The organism is Rathayibacter sp. VKM Ac-2857 (assembly GCF_013205025.1).
In the GTDB taxonomy this organism is placed as follows: Bacteria; Actinomycetota; Actinomycetes; order Actinomycetales; family Microbacteriaceae; genus Rathayibacter.
Map to the genome: position 1 here is coordinate 948,504 of NZ_JABMLE010000002.1, position 18,027 is coordinate 966,530.

Here is an 18,027-nt window from a genome sequence, read left to right on the forward strand (position 1 = left end):
ATCGGCCCGGCTGTCCCTATGCTTGCGTGTCGGTAGTCATGGTGGGTCGGCCGCAGGGTCGCCCCGGCGAGCTTCCGGCCCCATCGTTTAGTGGCCTAGGACACCGCCCTTTCACGGCGGCAGCACGGGTTCGAATCCCGTTGGGGTCACGGATGAGGGTTACCACCGCAAGAAGGAACATCACCGCAGAACGGCCGGAGACGGCCGGGACGTGAAAATCGAACAGCCTCGAAGGCAGTATGCTTGTCTTCGCAACGAGGCCCTGTAGCGCAGCTGGTTAGCGTGCCGCCCTGTCACGGCGGAGGTCGCGGGTTCAAGTCCCGTCAGGGTCGCAGAGAGGCCCTTCCGAGAGGAAGGGCCTTTTCCAGGAGACGACGCGTTCGTCTCCTCGCGGCATCGATGCTCTCGAGCATCTCCGTCTGCACGGCTCTGTAGCTCAGTTGGTAGAGCGCACGACTGAAAATCGTGAGGTCACGGGATCGACGCCCGTCGGAGCCACGGAAACCCTCGCCTAGCTTCTACATGGCGGGGGTTTCTTCCGTTAACCGGTCGTTCCGGCGCCCGACCGATCAGCACGCGCCCCACTCCGCAGAAGTCGTCGTGCTCGACGCAGGAGTACGACGAGTTTCGCGCAGCAGAGCTCGAGAGCAGCTGCTCGGCTCGTCGAATCGGCCTCGGCTCGTGAGAACGGCTCGATCCGGCGAGCCGGACGTGATTCTGCGAGCCGGAGGTGCGCTCCGGGCGCTCAGCTGGGCTGCGTAGCCTGGGCGGGCCATGAATCCCGCCGCCTTTCCGCCGCCCGATCCGTCGACCGTCGCCCCAGAGCAGCTTCCCATCGCCGTGCCGCAGCCCGGCGGGCCCGCCTTCGCGTGGGCGCCGCCGCCCGAGCCGCAGCCGTCGGTCGACGCGCCGTACTCCTCTCTCCTCTATCTGCCCGATCCGCGGGTGCGGTGGGGGCTGCCGACGGCGGCGCTGACGATCGCCGGGATCGTTCTTCCGCTCGCGCTGCTGATCCTGCTGTTCGGCTTCGGGGTGCTGCCCTACTCCCCCGGGCTCGTGTTCGCGGGGTCGTTCGCCAGCTACCTGGTCGCGCTCGTCATCCCGTTCGCCGCGTCGAAGCTGCGCGGGCTGGGGTCGCTCGCGGCGGACTACGGGCTGCGGTTCCGCTGGATCGACGTGCCGATCGGCATCGGGATCGGGATCGGCGTGCGCCTGGCGATCGTCGCGGTGCTCATCGTGTTCTCGCCGCTGCTGCAGGGGGCGGAGAGCAACCTCGAGCTCGACCCCGATCCGCTGTGGTTCGTGCTCAGCTCCGTGATGATCCCGGTGCTGGTCGCGCCGATCGTCGAGGAGATCCTCTGCCGCGGAGTCGTGATGCGGGCGGTGCGCAACCGGATGCTGCGGACGAAGGGCGACGCTCCGGCGCCGACCCGAGGGCGCCGCGTCTGGGCGGCGGTGTTCAGCGTGATCGCGTCGACGCTGGTCTTCGCGCTGCTGCACGGGCACCAGATGGTGAACCCGGCGACGGTCGTCACGCTCGGGACGACGACGGTGATCGCCGGGCTCGCGCACGGCTGGATCTCGACCGTGACCGGGCGGCTCGGCGCGGCGATCGTGTCGCACGCGACGCTCAACGGGACCGCGGTGCTGCTGCTGGTGCTGGTGACGGCGCTGGGGTAGTTCCGGCGACAGGGATCTCGATACGCCCGCTGCGCGGGCTACTCGATCAGCATGAGGCGGCACCGCCGGCTCGTCCATGCATGCTGGTCGAGTAGCCGCGGAGCGGCGTATCGAGACCCGACGTGTCGGGGACGGTGGATCTCGATACGCCCGCGGAGCGGGCTACTCGATCAGCATGGAGCGAGCCCCCGATCCGGGCTGCTCGATCGGCAGGGGGACAGCCCGCGGAGCGGGGCCGAACGGCGCCGCGTGTCAGACGTCGACGATGCGGAGGATCGGGTCGAGGGGGAGCTCGCCGCGGACCTGGCGGTGCAGGCGCTCCATGTCGGCGTCGAGGGTGGCGGCGGTGCGCGCGGCGTCGGACAGGCCGTCGAGCAGCTGCTGCGGGACCTGGCGGTCGTACTTGTAGTAGATCTTGTGCTCGAGGCTCGCCCAGAAGTCCATCGCGATGGTGCGGAACTGGACCTCGACGCAGACGTCGACCGAGCCGCCGGAGAGGAACACCGGCACCTCGATGATCGCGTGCAGGCTCTTGTAGCCGTTCTCCTTCGGGGTGGCGATGTAGTCCTTCACCTCGAGGACGCGGACGTCGGCCTGCGAGGTGAGCATGTCGAAGACGCGGTAGACGTCCGAGACGAAGCTGCAGGTGATCCGGACTCCCGCGATGTCGGTGATCGCGTCGGCGATGCCCTCGAACGAGGTGCCGCAGCCCTTGCGCTCGATCTTCTCGATCAGGCTGTCGGCGGACTTCAGCCGGCTCGACACGTGCTCGATCGGGTTGTACTCCCGCATCTCGCGGAACTCCTCCTGCAGGATCGTCACCTTCGTGACGATCTCGTCCATGCCGAACTTGTACTGCAGCATGAACCGCGCGAAGTCGTCGCGGAGGGCGCGGATCTCGGCGACGGTGCCGGCGTCGAGCGCCTGGGCGACCTCGTCGCTCAGCGGGGGGACGGCGGGCGCCGCGGAGTCGGGAGATCGGGGTTCCACGGGGAGTCACCCTACGCGCGGGCACCTCGGGCCCGGGTGTGAAGCGCCATCGGGGTTCCGAGGAGTCGTGCTTCCGCCCCACGGGGGACGACCCGCCCGATCCCCGCTGGGTAGCGTCGGAGGATGTTCTCCGCTCTGAACGTCTTCGGGATCCTGTACATCGTCGCCGCCATCGCCGTCGTCGTGATCGTGATCGTGCTCGCCGTGCTGCTCTGCCGGCTGGTGATCGCCGCGCGCGAGAACCAGCTGACGACCGCGCGGCTGCGCGAGCTGCAGATCGAGCGGCTGCTCCTCGACGAGGAGTGACCGCCGCTCCGGAGCCGACGCGGCGGTCAGGGCAGCGCCGGGTGCGCCTCCGGACGCGAGACCTTCGGGATCAGCAGCCCGAGCACCACGGCCACCACGGCGCCGATCGCGCCGATGACGAACGTGGTCTGGAACGCCTCCGAGCTGGGCAGGTCGACGGCGCCGACCGAGACGGTCAGCTGGGCCAGCACCGCGGCCGTCACCGCGGAGGAGAGCGTCGTGCCGAGGGTGCGCATCAGCGAGTTCAGGCCGTTCGCCGCCGCGGTCTCGGAGGCGGGCACCGCGTGCATGATCAGGGTCGGCATCGCGGCGTAGGCGAGGCCGAGGCCGACGCCGATCAGCGCGTTGATCACGAGGATCTGCCAGACCTCCGCGCCGAACGGGAGGATCAGCAGGTAGGACACGGCGATCAGTGCGGCTCCCGAGACCAGCACCAGACGCGGTCCGGACTGCGCCGAGAGGCGGGCGGCGAGCGGCGAGGTCGCCATCATCGCCAGACCCGAGGGCGCGAGGACCAGGCTCGCCACGATCAGGCTGAGGCCGAAGCCGACGCCCGACGCGGCGGGCAGCTCGAGGCGCTGCGGCAGGGTGATCTGCGCGCCGAAGAAGGCGAAGCCGACAGCCACCGAGGCGAGGTTCGTGAACAGCACCGCGGGGCGGGCGGCGACCCGGAGGTCGACGAGCGGGCTCTCCTGGCGCAGCTCGTACCAGCCCCAGATCAGCAGGACCGCGACGCCGCCGAGCCCGGAGCCGAGGATGGCGGGGCTCGTCCAGCCCGCGTCGTTGCCGCGGGAGACGGCGATCAGGATGCCGCTGAGGCCGATCGCGAGGCCGACGGTGCCGACGATGTCGAAGCGGCCCGGCGAGCGCAGCGTCGAGACCGGGATGACGAGGAGCACGAGGACGATGTCGAGGACGCCGAGTCCGGCGGACATCCAGAACAGCACGTGCCAGTCGAGGTTCTCGGCGACCAGGGCGCTGAGCGGCAGGCCGAGCGCGCCGCCGATGCCGAGCGTCGCACTGACCAGGGCGATCGCACCGGGCAGGCGGTCGCGGTGCAGGGTGTCGCGGAGGATCGAGATGCCGAGCGGGATCACTCCCATCACCGCGCCCTGGAGCGCGCGGCCGACGACCAGGGTCCAGACGTCGTCCGCGAAGGCGCAGACGATCGAGCCGATCACGAGGACGACGAGGGCGGCGAGGGCCATCCGGCGCTTGCCGTAGAGGTCGCCGAGACGGCCGGAGACCGGGGTGAGGATGCAGGCGCTGAGCAGCGTCGCGGTGATCACCCAGGCGGTCTCGCTCCGGTCGGCACCGAGCAGGGTGGGCAGCTCCGACTGGATCGGGACGACCAGCGTCTGCATGAACGAGGCGCTCATCCCCGCGAAGGCGAGGACGGCGGTGATCAGGCGCGGGCTGGGCGAGCGGGTGAGCGAGCGTCTGTCAGAGTCGGGCACTGCGGTCCTTCGTGTCGGCGGCGTGCGGGAGCGGGGCGCCGGGAGTGCGGCGTCCTGCGGGGCGGGTCGTATTGCTCAGCTTTGCATCGCCGGGCCTCTGAGCCGAACCGACCGATGCTCGGAAACCTTCCCGATCGCCCTGTCCGGCCCTACCGGGTCACGGCGGGCGGGACGAGGATGGGCGCATGATCGAGATCGAGAGCTGGATCGCCGGCTACGAGAAGGCCTGGGCGACGGACGACCCCGCGGATGTCGCGGCGCTTTTCACCGAGGACGCGGAGTACTTCACGTCGCCGTACGCGGAGGCGATCACGCCGCGCGACGCGATCGTGGAGTGGTGGGTGGCGGAGAGCGAGCCGGACGACCCGACGTTCGCGTGGGGGCTGGTCGCGCTGACGGAGACGACGGCGGTGGTGGAGGCGCGGACCATCTACCCGTCGGACCGGACGTATCTGAATCTGTGGGTGATCCGCTTCGCGGAGGACGGGCGGGCGTGCTCCTTCACGGAGTGGTACATGGAGGAGCCGAGCGACTCGGTGAGCTGAGGGGGCGGGGTCTCGATACGCCGCTGCGCGGCTACTCGACCAGCATGCAGGGGGCGCTTCGCGCTGCTTGCTGATCGAGTAGGGCGCGGAGCGGCCGTATCGAGATCCACCGTGTCTGAGACGGTGGGTCTCGATACGCCCCTTCGGGGCTACTCGACCAACATGAACGCGGGGCCGCTCCGGGGTGCGGTCAGAGGGCGGAGCCCGCGACGGCGAAGGTGTCGCAGGCGGTGGCGTCGGCGTCGAAGCCGGCCTGGAACCAGCGCTGGCGCTGCTCGGCGGAGCCGTGGGTCCAGCCCTCGGGGTCGACGGTGCCGGTGGCCTGCTCCTGGATGCGGTCGTCGCCGACGGCCGCGGCGGCGCTCAGGGCGTCGCGGTACTGCTCCTGCGTCACGGGCTTGAGGTAGGGGGTGCCGGTCTCGTCGGGGACGGTCGAGGCGTCGCCCACCCAGGCGCCGGCGTAGCAGTCGGCCTGCAGCTCGAGGCGCACGGAGTCGGAGTCCGGGCCGGTGCCGCTGCGGTCGGCCGACTCCATCGCGCCGGTCAGGCTCTGGATGTGGTGGCCCCACTCGTGGGCCAGGATGTACATCTGCGCGAGCGAGCCGCCCGAGGTGTCGAAGCGGGTGCGCAGCTCGTCGAAGAAGTCGGTGTCGAGGTAGATCGTCCGGTCCGGCGGGCAGTAGAACGGGCCCACCGCGGCGGTCGCGTTGCCGCAGCCGGTGCTGGTCTGGTCCTCGAAGACGATCACGCCGCCGGTCGTCGTGTAGGTCGCTCCCACGGAGCCCGCCGCGCCGGCCCAATAGCGGTCGAGCGACTCCGCCGCGCCCTCGAGCCGGCAGTCGACCTCGGTGTTCGCGTCGGCTCCGCTGTCGCAGTCGACGGCCGTGCTGGTGACCTGCTCCGACGAGGACCCGCCGCCGCCGACGAGACCGCCGAGCCCGGACAGGTCGACCCCGAGCAGCTGCGAGAGCAGGGCGAGGACGACGACGCCCACGGCGCCGCCGCCGACCGCGATGCCGGTGGTGCGGCCGCGCCGGCGGACCTTGCCGCCGCTGAGCTGGGAGTCGTCGTTGAAGGTCATGCGGTCAAACTAGCGCCGACCGAGGACACGCTGCCCGGGGTTGCGGACGGCCCCGGCGGCTCGGGCGGATCAGCCCCAGCGGGACTCGCTGGCGTCGCGGATGATGTCGAGCAGCGCCTCGCGCAGCGGACCGTGGTCGAGGGTCCCCGGGAGCATGTCGACCTCGAGCCGGTGGGCGCGCTGCCAGGCCTCGCGGCCCTTGTCGGTGAGGGAGACCAGCTGCCGGCGGCGGTCGGCGGGGTCGCTCACGCGGGAGACGTGCCCCTCGCGCTCGAGCCGCTCGATCGTCCGGGACATGGTCTGCACCTCGACGTGGGCGGAGGCGGCGAGCTCCTTCTGCGCGGCCGGCCCCGCCTGCAGCAGGTGCAGCACGACCAGGCCCGCGTGGGTGAGGCCGATCTCGGCGAGCGCGCCGTGCCAGGCGTGCTCGACCATCCGGGACGCCGTCGCGAGGAGGCGGCCGGTCGGCCAGCCGTCCATCCCGTTGCCGTCGTCCGCGCGCATCCGCCCAGGCTAGTCCGCCCCGCCGGCCGCGCGGGGCGGGCGTGCAGGAACGGTCAGGAGGCGAAGCGGTCGGTCGCCTCGATCAGCGCGTCGAGGATGCCCGGCTCGTCGAAGGCGTGGCCGGCGTCCGGGATCAGGTGGAAGTCCGCCTCGGGCCAGGCCTTGTGCAGGTCCCACGCGGTGAAGGCGGGCGTGCACATGTCGTAGCGGCCCTGCACGATGACCGTTGGGATGCCGCGCAGCACGCCGACGTCGCGGATCAGCTGTCCCTCCTCCAGCCAGCCCTTGTGCACGAAGTAGTGGTTCTCGATCCGCGCGAAGGCCAGGGCGAAGGCGGGGTCGGACCACGCCTCGATCATCTCCGGCTTCTGCAGGAGCGTGATGGTCGAGGACTCCCAGGTGGTCCAGGCGACGCCGGCCGGACCGTGCACGGCCGGGTCGGCGTCGTGCAGGAGCCGGTAGTACGCCTCGATCAGGCTGCCGCGGGTGCCCGCCGGGATCACCGAGGTGTAGCCCTCCCAGAGGTCCGGGTAGACCACGGCGGCGCCGCCCTCGTAGAACCACTCGAGCTCGGCCCGGCGCAGGGTGAAGATGCCGCGGAGGACGATCTCGGTGACGCGCTCGGGGTGCGACTCGGCGTAGGCGAGGGCCAGCGTGGAGCCCCAGGAGCCGCCGAAGACCTGCCAGCGCTCGATGTCGAGGTGCTCGCGGAGCTTCTCGAGATCGGAGACGAGGTACCAGGTGGTGTTGGTGGAGAGGTCGGCGTCCGGCTCGCTCGCGTGCGGGGTGGAGCGGCCGCACATCCGCTGGTCGAGGAGCACGATCCGATACTTCTCCGGGTCGAACAGGCGGCGGTGGGTGGCCGAGGCGCCGGCGCCCGGTCCGCCGTGCAGGAAGACGACGGGCTTGCCCTCGGGGTTGCCCGAGGCCTCCCAGTAGATCTCGTGGCCGTCGCCGACGTCGAGCATTCCGGTGTGGAAGGGCTCGATCTCGGGGTACAGAGTGCGCATGGGCCGCACACTACTGACGATCAGGGACGGGGGCCGCGATTTCGACCGGCCCGGCCCCGGATGCGCGCGGGGGGTTGCGCTTCCGGGACAGCGTCAGGCCTGCTCGAGGACCGCCTCGGCGCGCTGGTCGTCGCCCTCGGCCAGGCCGCGGTCGATGGCGCCGCGGGAGGCGAGCCAGAGCACGGCGCCGGCGACCAGGACGAGCGCCTCGGTGACGGTCAGCGCCCAAATGATGCCGCCGAGCCCGAACCAGAGGTTCCCGAGCAGCACGACCGGGACGAAGAGGACGCCCTGGGTGAGCGACATGGTGGTCGCCGCGAGCGCGCGGCCGGTGGCCTGGAACAGCGAGGTCAGGAGCCCCGCGAAGCCGTTCGCGATCATCGCCACGAGCTGCGCCGCGAGCACGATCGCGCCGAGGGTCAGCACGGCGGGGTCGTCGGCGAAGATCGCCAGCACCGGCTCGTGCAGCAGCCAGAGCGCGGCGGCCGCGAGCACGGTGACCGTCCCGACCGCGACGGCGGCGCCGCGGACGGCCGAGCGCAGGCGCCCGCGGTCGCCCTTGCCGTAGGAGTAGGCGAGCAGCGGCAGCACGCCGAGGGTGATGCCCATCACCAGGAACTCGGGGACCTGGGCGATGCGGACCGCGACGCCCATGGCCGCGAGCGGTCCGTCGCCGTAGGCCGCGGCGAGGTTGTTGAGCACGAGCGCGGTCACGATCAGGAAGCCCGACTGCAGCAGCTCGCCGGCACCGACGCCGAAGACGGGCTTCAGCACGCTCGCGCGCAGGGTGAACCAGCGCGGCGAGAGGTCGATGTGCTCGCTCCGGCGCTGCAGCCAGAGGGCGAAGTAGCCGACGACGAGGAGGTTCGCGAGGCCGACGGCGAGCGCCGCCCCGGCGACGCCGAGGTGCAGCACCAGGATGAAGAGGACGTCGAGGACGAGGTTCGCGACGGTCGAGAGCAGCAGGCCGATCATGACCTGGCGGGCCGCACCCTCCGCCCGCACCAGCTGCTCGAGGCAGAACGAGGCGGCGAGCACCGGCACGAAGGCGAGCGTGACCGCGGTGAAGGCGCCGGTCGCGGCCGCCGTGGTCGGGTCGGCGCCGAGGAGCGCGACCAGCGGACCGAGCAGGAGCAGGCCGACGCCGCCGAGGACGGCGCCGGTGAGGATCGAGCCCCAGAGCGCGAAGGAGGCGACGTGCTTGATCTCGCCGGCCTGCGCGGGGTCGCGCTCGGAGGCGCCGAGCAGGCGCGAGATGAGCGCGCTGCCGCCGACGCCGAAGACTCCGCCGACGGCCATCACCAACCCGAGCAGCGGGGAGCCGAGGGTGATCGCGGCGAGCAGGGTCGCGTCGTGCAGCGAGCCGACGACGCCGGCGTTGATGACGCTGTAGACGGCGGAGACGATCATCGCGGCGGCCATCGGCACGCAGAGGTGCACGAGGGCGCGGACGATCGGGGCGGAGGAGAGGTACCAGCGGTCGGAGCCGGGGGCGGCGGGGCGCGAGGTGGGGGTGATGGACGTGTCGGTGCGGGGGTCGTCGGTGCTGGGGGTGTCGGTGCTGGACATGGGCGGGCTTCTTCCGGGCAGGGTCGAGCGCGCGCCGAGGGTCGCCGGCACGGCGCGAGGAGGGAGGGCGCGGTCGGGGCACCGCGAGGGCGCGGTGAGGAGGCGCGCGAGGGAGCGGCGCGCGCGGAGGGGCGGAGCAGGAGGCGGGGCTGAGCGCCCGATCGCCTAGCGGGTGGGGGGCGGGAGGACCGCGGTGATCTTGGTCAGGAGCGCCTGCAGGGTGGCGCGCTCCTCGGGGTCGAGGGGGGCGAGGAGGGTCTCGTCGGCGGCGAGCATGGCCTCCTCGAACCCGGCGATGAGCTCGGCGCCCGCGGGAGTCGCGTAGACGCGCTTGCGGCGGTCGTCGCCCCCCTCGGTGCGGCGCTCGACGAGGCCGCGGCGCTCGAGCCCCTGCAGGAGGCTCGTGACACTCGCGGGGCTCGTGCGGCTGACCTCGGCGATCTCGCGCTGGATGACGCCGGGCGTCTGCGCGAGGTAGCCGAGGACGAAGGCCTGCTCGTGGCTGAGCTCGCGCGCGCGGATCCAGTCCTCGCCGGCCTTGCGCTGCGCCCACGCGAGCCAGCGGACGAGCTCGAGTCCGGAGGTGGGGCGGTCGCGGGGTTCCTGCATGCTCAGAACTCTAATGGTTAGGTATCTAACGGTCAAGGATCGAAGGGGTGGGGTCTCGATACGCCGCGTGCCGCGGCTACTCGACCGACATGTACGGGCAGCGCGGCGGCGAGGGAGAGCGACGGCATGCACGGGCACGAGAGGAGAGCGCGGCGACAGCCGCTCCCTTGCTGATCGAGTAGCCCGCGGAGCGGGCGTATCGAGATCCGCCAGCGTCAGAACGGGAGTCTGCAGAGCTGACCGCGGACGACGGTGGGTCTCGATACGCCCCTGCGGGGCTACTCGACCAGCATGACGCGGCGCAGCCGCCTCCTTTCCCTCACCACCGAGACGCGAAGCGGCTTCCGCGCTCGAGACGCCGCGTACCGCGGCTGCTCGACCGGCATGCGCGGGCGCGAGAAGGAGAGCGCGGCGACAGCCGCTCCTTTGCTGATCGAGTAGCCCTCCCTGCGACGGTGGTGCCGCGGCTGCTCGACCGGCATGCGCGGGAGCGCCCCCGACCCCGGAGGGTCGAGGGCGCTCCCCCGGTCGGCCGTGCGTCAGGAGCAGGGGCGCGCCGCGTAGGGGGCGCTCACCTCCGCGGTGGCGGGGGTGCCGTCGATCGTCGCCGTGGCGCCGACCGTCACCGCGCCGGCGGGCAGGTCCACCTGCCGGGTGGTGAAGGCGTGCGAGACGGTCTTGCCGGCGGCGACCGACGCGAACGTCTTCGTGCCGTAGGCGGTCGTCATGGTCACCGCGGCGGTGGCGTCGGACTCGTTCGTCGCCTGCGCCGTGATGACCGCCTTGCCCGCGATGCAGCGGGTGGTGGCGCTCGCCGCGAGCTCGAGGGCCGGAGCCGCCTCGCCCTCGGTGAAGGCGAAGGTGTCGAGCTCGAACAGGTCGCCGCTCGGGCCGGAGTAGCTGAAGTACACGTCGTGCACTCCGGTCGCTCCGGTCAGCGTCGCGCTCAGCTCGGCCCACTCCCCCGTGGCGCCGGTCACCGCGAGCGTGCCCGCGACGGGCCCGGTCTCGGAGTCGAGGCGCACGGTGATGCTGCCGCCGGCCTGCAGGGCCTTCGCGCGGGCCGAGAACGTCGCCGCTCCCGTGTCGCCGAAGTCGACGGCCGACAGTGCGGTCCAGTCGCCGCTGTCCAGGTCGCGCAGGGCGAGGTTCTGCGTCGCTCCGGCGCTGGGGGTGCCCAGCGGCGCGGTCGCGATGCCCTTGCTCCAGCCGATGGTCTCGGCCGGGAAGGTGCGGAACGGGTCGAAGTCCTTCACCTGGTCGACGCCGGCGTAGTCGCCGACGACCTGCTGGACCGTGCCGTCCGCGTTGAACTGCAGCTCCTGGATGTGCGGGCTGCGGTAGCCCTGGGTGGTGTCGCCGTTGATCCGCTTGTTCAGCGTGGGCGCGTGGTAGGTGAAGTAGTACTTCCCGCCGAGCTCGAAGACCGACTGGTGGTTGTTGCCGCCCGTCCCCGCTCCGAAGAAGCGGCTCTGGTTCGGGAACATCACTCCGGCGTACGCCTCCTTGGGCCACGACATCGGGTCGTCCGAGATCATGTAGCCGATCTCGCCGCCGCCCGGGTAGCCGGGCTCGCGGGTCTGGTTGCCGCCGAAGTCGGTGCCGCCGAAGTGCGACGAGTAGGAGAGGTAGTACTTGCCCTCGCGCTCGAAGACCTGCGCCGCCTCGAACGCCACCGGGGCGTCGACCACGGCGGCCGTGCCCTCGGTCGAGATCATGTCGTCGCCGAGCTCGATCACGCGGATGTTCTTCGGGTTGTTGAAGCGCTCGGCCGCGGGGAGGGCGGTCGAGGCGGGTCCGCCGCCGAAGAACAGGTAGCCCTGGCCGTCGTCGTCGATGAGCGGCGCCGGGTCGAACTTCCACGACACGTTCGCACCGGGGGTGCTGTCGTTGATCAGCGTGCTGGTGCGCTGGCTCGTCCACGGGCCGACCGGCGAGTCACCGGTGATCACGTTGCTCGAGCCGCCGCCGTTGGCGTAGTAGAGGAAGTACTTGTCGACGCCGTTCACGGTCTTCTTGGCCATGCCGGGTGCCCAGGAGTTGCCGGTGAAGGGCGCGACTCCTGCCGAGCCGGCGACCTGGATCTCGCCGTGGTCGGTCCAGTTGACGAGGTCGTCGGAGGAGATCACGGTGATCTGGTTGATCTTGCCGTAGTCGATCCCCGCCGAGACGCCCGTCGACGCGTTCGGGGCGTAGCCCTGGGTGTCGTTCGTCATGTACATGTACACGCGGCCGTTCTCGACGAAGCCGAAGCCGTCGGCTCCGAACTTCCAGCCGATGAGCGGGTTGTGGTCGCCCGGCAGCTTGCCGACGACCTCGATGGTCTTCGACGCCGGCGCGGGAGGCGCGGCGCCGACGAGCGAGACGTCGTCGAGCTTGTAGTCCATCAGGTGGGTGTCGGGCGCTGCCGACGGGGTGGCCGTCCACGGCGTCTCGAAGAAGAGCCGCGCGGTGGCGACGCTCTGCCCCGCGGGGATGGTGAAGGAGCCGGTGATCGACGCCCACTGCCCCTTGGTCGCGGTGACGCTCGCGAGGTTGGTGTAGGTGCCTCCGCCGTAGTGCATCGTGGCGAAGAACTGCTTGGTCGCGGGGCCCGCGGCGTTCTCGTACTTGATCTGCGCCTTCACCTGGTAGGTCTGACCGGCGGTGACCTTGCCGGTCAGGTCCTGCATGGCTCCTGCGCCGGTCGTGGTGCGCCCGGTGACGAGCGCGGCGCTCGCCCCCGTCTTCGCATCCGCCGTCGTGGCGATGCTGCCGGCGTCGGCGGCGTTGCCGTTGTTGACGAACCAGTTCGCCACGCCGTTCTCGAACCCGCCGTTGACGATGAGCTCCTGCTCGGCGGCGGACGAGGTCTGGGCGGCGAAGGGCGCCACCAGCAGTGCAGTCAGGGCCGCTGTGGCCAGCAGCCTCAGCCGCAGCCGGCCCTTCGGGGCGGCTTCTTGTCGTGATCTCACGAATCCTCCTTGATCGCGTCGTTCTGGGTGTCGTCGTCGGCGGCGAGCGCCGGCGACGGGTCGGGGGTCGCGGGCGGCCGGTCGCGAGGGCCGGCCGCCCGCGAGCATCAGCCGCAGGTCGCCGCCGGGTGCGGCGCGCGGACCGTTGTGCTGACGGGAGCGCCGTCGACGACGGCGGTCGCGGTGACCGTCGCCTCGCCGGCCGGGATGCTCGTCGCGCGGGTCGTGAACGCGTGGCTCGCGTTCCTCCCGGGAGCGACGGCGTCGAACGACCTGCTGCCGTGCAGGGTCGTCATCGCGATCGCGACGGGCACCTGCTCGCGGTTGGTCGCCTTCACGGTGACGACGACCTTCCCGGCGATGCAGCGGGTGGTCGCCTCGGCGGTGACGTCGAGCGCCGCCGCCCTCTGCGTCCCGAGGCGGGCCAACTGGTAGCTGAGCGCGCGCTCGGGGGCGTCGAGCCGGTTCTGCGTGCCCGCGGTCGTGACGGCCTGCGCCTTCACGAGCACCGACCGCATCGCGGACCACGCCTCGGCCGGGTAGTCGGCCTCGCGGAGGGTCGCGGCGTGCGCGATCGCCGCGTCGAGCCGCGAGCGGTCGAGCGCCTTCCCCTCCGAGGAGAGCGTGTCGCTGAGCAGGAACTCGTCGACGTCGACGTGGCCGCCCGTCGTCTGCGTGGCGTAGCTGAACAGGCCGAGCCGGTGGCCCATGAAGTGGGTGAGCGTCCCGTCCAGCGTCTGCGGGCCCACGCGAGCACCGAGCCTCGTCCACGCCGTGCCGTCGAGGCTGTAGGAGAAGGTCGTCCAGAGCTGGCCAGCAGGGTTGTTCAACTCGAGGTCGGCCTTCAGGTGCACCTCGGCGCCGGCGGGCAGCACGGCGGTGGACCCGGGGAGGAACGCCTCCACGGCCGCCTGGTCGAAGGTCTGCGCGAACGGCTGGCCGCGGTTCACCACTCCGACCGTGTTCACGCCGTCCACCCGCTTCACCGCGACGTACGAGAAGCCGCGGTTGTAGGCGGCGAGGCCGGCGACGTCCCCGTCCTTCATCCCCGACACGTCGAGCATCGCCTCGGCCGACTGCTTCGGCGCGACGATGCGCTGCGAGAGCGTGTTGCGTGCCTCCTCGAGCCAGGTCAGCTCGGGCGAGTTCGAGAGCTTGGTGTGCTGGTACGCGCCCGTGACGACCTTGCCGTTGGTCAAGCGGAGCCAGCCCTCGCGCTCGGTCAGCGACCAGTAGCGGTTGTCGGGGGCGTGGTTCCACTGCCAGGCCGGGTCGAGGCGCGAGCCGTTGGGCTCGATCTCGGCGGCGGTCGGCTGCTCGGTCGTCGGAGCGGCGCCGATCATCGACACGTCGTCGAGCAGGTACTCGACGCTGGAGGACGCCGGCTGCGGGCTGCCCCACGGCGTCTCGACCGCGAACTTCACGCTCGAGACGCTCGCGTTCTGCGGCACGGTGTAGCGGCCCGTGATCGTCGTCCACTGCCCCTGCGGAACGGCGGCCGTGACCATGGTCTGCGGCCCGGCGCCGAAGTCGGCGCAGAGGTTGAAGCGGACCGAGGCGGGGCCGCTGGTGTATCTCACTTTCGCCGAGACCGTGTACGTCACTCCGGGCTGGAGCTTCGCGGCCAGGATCTGGCTGGGTCCGGAGCCGTTCAGGGTCCTCGTGCCCACCTTCAGCGCCGCGGCGCCCGAGGCGGGATCCGTGCTGTCGGCCGTGAGCGTCGCGCCGAACTGGCCGGCCCACGGCGCCGTGCCCGACTCCGCCCCCGGGTTCTGCAGCAGCTCGACGCCGATCAGCGCCGGGTCGATGCTCGGGGCGGCCGGGATCGTCCACTCCTCGTCCTGGTAGGCCTTCGCCGGCGCGTCGTTATCGAAGTCGTCCGAGACGACGAGGCTCTTCTGGCTCTCGAACAGCTCCTCCTCCGGGCTGAGGCGGATCGGCTTGGGGAAGCTGCCGCCGACCGGGACCGAGCCGTTCGTGCCGAAGGTCGGCCAGCCGTCCTTCCAGGTCGCCGGGATCAGGCCCGGAATGCGGCCGGTCGGGAAGCTGTCGCGGAAGAACATCCCGTGCCAGTCGGTCGTCCCGTCCGCGCGGGCGATCGGCACGAGGCTGCCCTGCGCGAAGCCGCTGGAGTTCAGCACTCCGCGGCCCTCGTAGGGGTTGCTGCCGTCGGCGGTCGCGTAGCGGCCGAGCAGCTCGGAGGAGCGGAACAGCGCGACCTGCCGGCCCTGACCCGAGGGCCAGGTGATGATCACGATGTAGTACTGGCCGTCGATGTACTGCACCTGCGCGCCCTCGAACAGGCCGCCGAGGTAGCCGGCGCCCGGGTAGTCGGCGGTGCGGAGGATGTTCGGGTACTCCGCGACGACGGTGGTGAGGTCGTCGCTGAGCTTCACCGCGCTGGTCGAGCCGGAGCCGTAGAAGATGTACGGGGTCCCGCCGTCGGCGTCGTCGAAGAACAGCGACGGGTCGTGGAAGGCGCGGCCGAGCGCCGTGCGGGTCCACGCTCCGTTCTCGACGTCGTCGGTCGAGTAGAGGTAGGAGCCGCCGAGGTTGTTGGTGTTGAAGACGACGTAGTACCGGCCGTCGTGATATCGGAGCGACGACGCCCACTGGCCGTTGCCGTACGAGCTCTGGCCGTTGCGGAGCGAGAAGCGGTCGCCGATCTCGAGCCGGTCGAAGACGTAGTTCACGATCTCCCAGTTCACGAGGTCGTAGGACTTCATGATCGGGGCCCCGGGGCTCAGATGCATCGTCGTCGAGATCATGTAGTAGAGGTCGCGGCCCTCGTCGTTCTCGGCCGCGGGAACCCGCTCGACGCTGACGTCGGGCACGTCCGCGTTGAGCAGCGGCACGCTGTAGCTGCCGTCGCCCCTGTCGGTCGAGGTGTACGAGGGCTTCGGCGCCCAGGCGTCGGCGGCGCTCGCCGGGGCGGCGGAGGCGAGCAGCCCCGTCGCGAGCAGGGCGCCGACCGCGGTCGCGGCGAGCGCCCTCCTCCCCGTCGATCCGCTCATTCGAAGAGCGAGAGGGTCAGCACGGAGGAGTAGTCGCCGGGAGCGACGTCGGCCTCGGTCTTGAGCGTGAGGCCGGCCTTGACGGTCCAGGAGCCCTCGGCGGCGACGCCCTGGGAGTCGAGGGCGATCGCGAGCAGCTCCTGGTCGACGAGGCCGACCGCGTCGGGGCCCTCGTCGAGCACGGTGTCGACCTGGTCGCCCTCGGCGACGAGGCCGGAGTCGCCGCCGTCGACGAGCTGCGGCGTCCAGCCGAGGTGGTCGGCACCGATCGGCTCCTGGCCGGTGGCCCCGACGAAGTCGCTCGACGAGCCGAGCACGTACCAGCCGGCGCCGTCGGGGATCTCGTCCGCGGCACGGGTGTCGGTGACGGTGACCTCGGGCAGCTCGCCGGTGAACTGCCGCACGGTCGGCGTGGACCCGGCCTCGGTCAGCGCCGCCGCGGTGCCGTCGACGGTCATCGCCAGCACGCCGGGCTGCTCGAGCCCGGCGATCGAGACGCTCACGTCGACCTCGCCGTCGCCGTACTCGGTGTCGGCGAAGGCGGCCGCAGAGCCGACTCCGGTCAGCAGCAAGCAGCCGGCCAGGGCCGCTCCGGAGCGGACGAGCCAGGGAGTGGAAGGACGTCGCTTGTCCATGGGGTCTTCCTCCTCGATCGGCAGCGTCGCCGATCAGTTCGAGCGCCGGGAGGGCGCGAGTGCGGAGCACCGGGAGCGGTGCGGGAGGACAGCGCGAGAGGGCGTCCGAGAGGCGGGCGCCGCGGCTGTTCCGACGATGAGGGCGGCGTCGTGCGATCGGCTCCTGCGCAGCAGCTTCCACAGCGTGCCTGCGCGAGCAGCAGCCGTCGATCCCCGTCAGCACTGAGGGGAAGGAGGCTGTTCCGTCGCTTGCCGTCCTCGACCGCTGAGTGGATGTTCAGCTAGTCTTGCCGCAATGTTACCGGGAACATTCGGGAGCGCAAGGGTGCGATCCGGATCCCGGAGCGGGGTGGGCGGGGCCTTCGACGGCGCCCACCGCGCGACGAGCAGCACGCGGCCGGGACGATCCGGACCAGCGGGAAGGGTGACCCACGTGCCCAGGGGGAGACTGCCGAGCTCGGGCTCGGCGACGGTGCTCGACGACGGAGAGGGCGGCAGCGCGGCGGCGGCGGTGCGGCCCGGGCTGATCGGCGTCGTCCTCGCCGACGTCGAGCCGTTCAGCGCCGAGGTGCTCAAGGGCGTGGCGACGGCGCTGCACGGGACGCGCTTCGACCTGCTCGCCAGCACCGGATCGAGCCACCAGGACTCGCCGGGCTGGGAGCGCGACTCGCTGCTCCGGCTCCGCGACGCCCGCGTCGAGGGCGCGATCCTGGTCACGCCCGCCTCCGTGATCGACTGCCCCGGGCTGCCGCTGGTCGTCATCGACCCCCTCACCGCGCAGACCGAGCTGCACTCGGTCGGCTCGGACGACTTCGGCGGCGCGGTGCTCGCCGTCCGGCACCTGATCGAGATCGGGCACCGGCGCATCGGCTTCGTCGCCGGCCGCCCGGATCTCGAGTCGTCGCATCGGCGCGAGGCCGGCTACCGGCGGGCGCTCGCCGAGGCGGGGATCGCCTTCGACGCCGGGCTGGTGCGGGTCGGCTGCTACCACTACGAGCCGTCGGTGCTGGCGGCGACGGAGCTGCTCGCGCTCGCCGATCCGCCCACCGCCGTCTTCGCGGCGAACGACGTCTCGGCGATCGCCGTCATCGAGGTGGCCCGCGGGCGCGGCGTCGCGGTGCCGGAGAGGCTGTCGGTGGTGGGGTTCGACGACGTCCCGGAGGCGTCGCGCCTCGTCCCGCCGCTCAGCACCGTGCGCCAGCCGATGCACAAGGTCGGCCGCGCGGCCGTGCGCGTGCTGCTGGCGCTGATCGACGGGCGGCCGGTCCCGGAGCGGCAGCAGCACCTGCGCAACCGCCTGGTGCTGCGCGGCTCGACGGCGGCGCCCGCCGCGGACTGAACCCCACCGCTTCATGCTGGTCGAGCAGCGCGGAGCGCGTATCGAGCGGCGAAGCCGCTTCGCGTCTCGGTGGCGGGGGGAAGGACTTGGCGGTGCCGCGTCATGGTGGTCGAGTAGCCCCGCAGGGGCGTATCGAGACCCGCCACCACCAGCAGGGCGGGTCTGCAGACTCGCGTTCTGACGGTGGTGGATCTCGATACGCCCGCTCCGCGGGCTACTCGATCAGCATGATTTCCCCATACGTACTAGGTGATCTTTCCTAGGAGACCCGCCCACCGAACGACGGGGGATCTCGATGCGCCCCCTGCGCGGGCTGCTCGATCAGCAGGGAGCG

Annotated in this window: 14 protein-coding genes and 3 tRNA genes; 7 read left to right on the forward strand and 10 right to left on the reverse strand. The window is 71.6% G+C overall.

The genetic code is table 11. From position 1 onward, the window contains the following. Window positions 1-76 precede the first annotated feature (76 nt). The 4 genes from HQQ86_RS11670 (at window position 77) to HQQ86_RS11685 (ending at window position 1,680) form a co-directional block, all read left to right on the forward strand. A tRNA-Glu gene (locus tag HQQ86_RS11670) sits at window positions 77-149 on the forward strand. 109 nt (window positions 150-258) lie between these two features. After that, window positions 259-332 (forward strand) — tRNA-Asp (locus HQQ86_RS11675). 93 nt (window positions 333-425) lie between these two features. Continuing rightward, a tRNA-Phe gene (locus HQQ86_RS11680) sits at window positions 426-498 on the forward strand. Between the two features lie 276 nt (window positions 499-774). Continuing rightward, window positions 775-1,680 carry a CPBP family intramembrane glutamic endopeptidase gene (locus HQQ86_RS11685; protein WP_173288226.1) on the forward strand — a complete coding sequence of 302 codons (906 nt, stop codon included), beginning with the start codon at window positions 775-777 and terminating at the stop codon, window positions 1,678-1,680. 252 nt (window positions 1,681-1,932) lie between these two features. On the opposite strand, the gene HQQ86_RS11690 is transcribed toward HQQ86_RS11685, so the two are convergent. After that, the gene (locus HQQ86_RS11690) at window positions 1,933-2,544 is read right to left on the reverse strand and encodes a GTP pyrophosphokinase family protein (RefSeq protein WP_173288785.1); all 612 of its coding nucleotides are present in this window, start codon (window positions 2,542-2,544) and stop codon (window positions 1,933-1,935) included. Window positions 2,545-2,793: 249 nt separating this feature from the next. Between HQQ86_RS11690 and HQQ86_RS11695 the strand changes: the two genes are divergently transcribed. Further along, entirely contained in the window at window positions 2,794-2,976 is a 183-nt protein-coding gene (locus tag HQQ86_RS11695; protein ID WP_173288227.1) for a hypothetical protein, read from the forward strand. Between the two features lie 26 nt (window positions 2,977-3,002). On the opposite strand, the gene HQQ86_RS11700 is transcribed toward HQQ86_RS11695, so the two are convergent. Further along, the gene (locus HQQ86_RS11700) at window positions 3,003-4,433 is read right to left on the reverse strand and encodes an MFS transporter (RefSeq protein WP_367948628.1); all 1,431 of its coding nucleotides are present in this window, start codon (window positions 4,431-4,433) and stop codon (window positions 3,003-3,005) included. A gap of 185 nt (window positions 4,434-4,618) precedes the next feature. Here HQQ86_RS11700 and HQQ86_RS11705 point away from each other — a divergent pair, with 185 nt between their 5' ends. After that, on the forward strand, window positions 4,619-4,978 hold the full coding sequence (locus HQQ86_RS11705; RefSeq protein ID WP_173288229.1) for a nuclear transport factor 2 family protein: 360 nt from the start codon (window positions 4,619-4,621) through the stop codon (window positions 4,976-4,978). A 190-nt stretch (window positions 4,979-5,168) separates the two neighbouring features. Here HQQ86_RS11705 and HQQ86_RS11710 read toward each other — a convergent pair whose 3' ends face one another. From HQQ86_RS11710 to HQQ86_RS11745, 8 genes are all read right to left on the reverse strand, one after another. Next, the gene (locus tag HQQ86_RS11710; protein WP_173288230.1) at window positions 5,169-6,059 is read right to left on the reverse strand and encodes a neutral zinc metallopeptidase; all 891 of its coding nucleotides are present in this window, start codon (window positions 6,057-6,059) and stop codon (window positions 5,169-5,171) included. Window positions 6,060-6,128: 69 nt separating this feature from the next. After that, the gene (locus HQQ86_RS11715) at window positions 6,129-6,563 is read right to left on the reverse strand and encodes a MarR family winged helix-turn-helix transcriptional regulator (RefSeq protein ID WP_173288231.1); all 435 of its coding nucleotides are present in this window, start codon (window positions 6,561-6,563) and stop codon (window positions 6,129-6,131) included. A 53-nt stretch (window positions 6,564-6,616) separates the two neighbouring features. Next, window positions 6,617-7,573, reverse strand: a complete 957-nt coding sequence (gene pip, locus HQQ86_RS11720) for a prolyl aminopeptidase (RefSeq protein ID WP_173288232.1) — start codon at window positions 7,571-7,573, stop codon at window positions 6,617-6,619. A gap of 93 nt (window positions 7,574-7,666) precedes the next feature. Next, a complete protein-coding gene (locus HQQ86_RS11725; protein WP_173288233.1) occupies window positions 7,667-9,142 on the reverse strand; it encodes an MATE family efflux transporter in 1,476 nt (491 codons plus the stop codon). 165 nt (window positions 9,143-9,307) lie between these two features. Then, window positions 9,308-9,751: a MarR family winged helix-turn-helix transcriptional regulator gene (locus tag HQQ86_RS11730; protein WP_123446820.1), complete on the reverse strand. Its 444-nt coding sequence runs from the start codon at window positions 9,749-9,751 to the stop codon at window positions 9,308-9,310. A 539-nt stretch (window positions 9,752-10,290) separates the two neighbouring features. Continuing rightward, the gene (locus HQQ86_RS11735; RefSeq protein WP_216845327.1) at window positions 10,291-12,705 is read right to left on the reverse strand and encodes a family 43 glycosylhydrolase; all 2,415 of its coding nucleotides are present in this window, start codon (window positions 12,703-12,705) and stop codon (window positions 10,291-10,293) included. A gap of 107 nt (window positions 12,706-12,812) precedes the next feature. After that, entirely contained in the window at window positions 12,813-15,719 is a 2,907-nt protein-coding gene (locus tag HQQ86_RS11740; RefSeq protein ID WP_173288235.1) for a family 43 glycosylhydrolase, read from the reverse strand. Next, window positions 15,716-16,354 (reverse strand): hypothetical protein, encoded by a 639-nt coding sequence (locus HQQ86_RS11745; protein ID WP_173288237.1) that lies wholly within the window; start codon window positions 16,352-16,354, stop codon window positions 15,716-15,718. The genes HQQ86_RS11740 and HQQ86_RS11745 overlap by 4 nt, the downstream gene beginning before the upstream one ends. Window positions 16,355-16,787: 433 nt before the next feature. On the opposite strand from HQQ86_RS11745, the gene HQQ86_RS11750 reads away from it, so the two are divergent. Then, entirely contained in the window at window positions 16,788-17,693 is a 906-nt protein-coding gene (locus HQQ86_RS11750) for a substrate-binding domain-containing protein (RefSeq protein ID WP_173288238.1), read from the forward strand. Window positions 17,694-18,027 lie beyond the last annotated feature (334 nt).

Coding starts and splice junctions, on each gene's coding strand:
- HQQ86_RS11710 (WP_173288230.1), bottom strand. CDS start 6,059: ATGACCTTCAACGACGACTCCCAGCTCAGCGGCGGCAAGGTCCGCCGG.
- pip (WP_173288232.1), bottom strand. CDS start 7,573: ATGCGCACTCTGTACCCCGAGATCGAGCCCTTCCACACCGGAATGCTC.
- HQQ86_RS11690 (WP_173288785.1), bottom strand. CDS start 2,544: ATGCTGCAGTACAAGTTCGGCATGGACGAGATCGTCACGAAGGTGACG.
- HQQ86_RS11715 (WP_173288231.1), bottom strand. CDS start 6,563: ATGCGCGCGGACGACGGCAACGGGATGGACGGCTGGCCGACCGGCCGC.
- HQQ86_RS11685 (WP_173288226.1), top strand. CDS start 775: ATGAATCCCGCCGCCTTTCCGCCGCCCGATCCGTCGACCGTCGCCCCA.
- HQQ86_RS11730 (WP_123446820.1), bottom strand. CDS start 9,751: ATGCAGGAACCCCGCGACCGCCCCACCTCCGGACTCGAGCTCGTCCGC.
- HQQ86_RS11705 (WP_173288229.1), top strand. CDS start 4,619: ATGATCGAGATCGAGAGCTGGATCGCCGGCTACGAGAAGGCCTGGGCG.
- HQQ86_RS11740 (WP_173288235.1), bottom strand. CDS start 15,719: ATGAGCGGATCGACGGGGAGGAGGGCGCTCGCCGCGACCGCGGTCGGC.
- HQQ86_RS11725 (WP_173288233.1), bottom strand. CDS start 9,142: ATGTCCAGCACCGACACCCCCAGCACCGACGACCCCCGCACCGACACG.
- HQQ86_RS11695 (WP_173288227.1), top strand. CDS start 2,794: ATGTTCTCCGCTCTGAACGTCTTCGGGATCCTGTACATCGTCGCCGCC.
- HQQ86_RS11745 (WP_173288237.1), bottom strand. CDS start 16,354: ATGGACAAGCGACGTCCTTCCACTCCCTGGCTCGTCCGCTCCGGAGCG.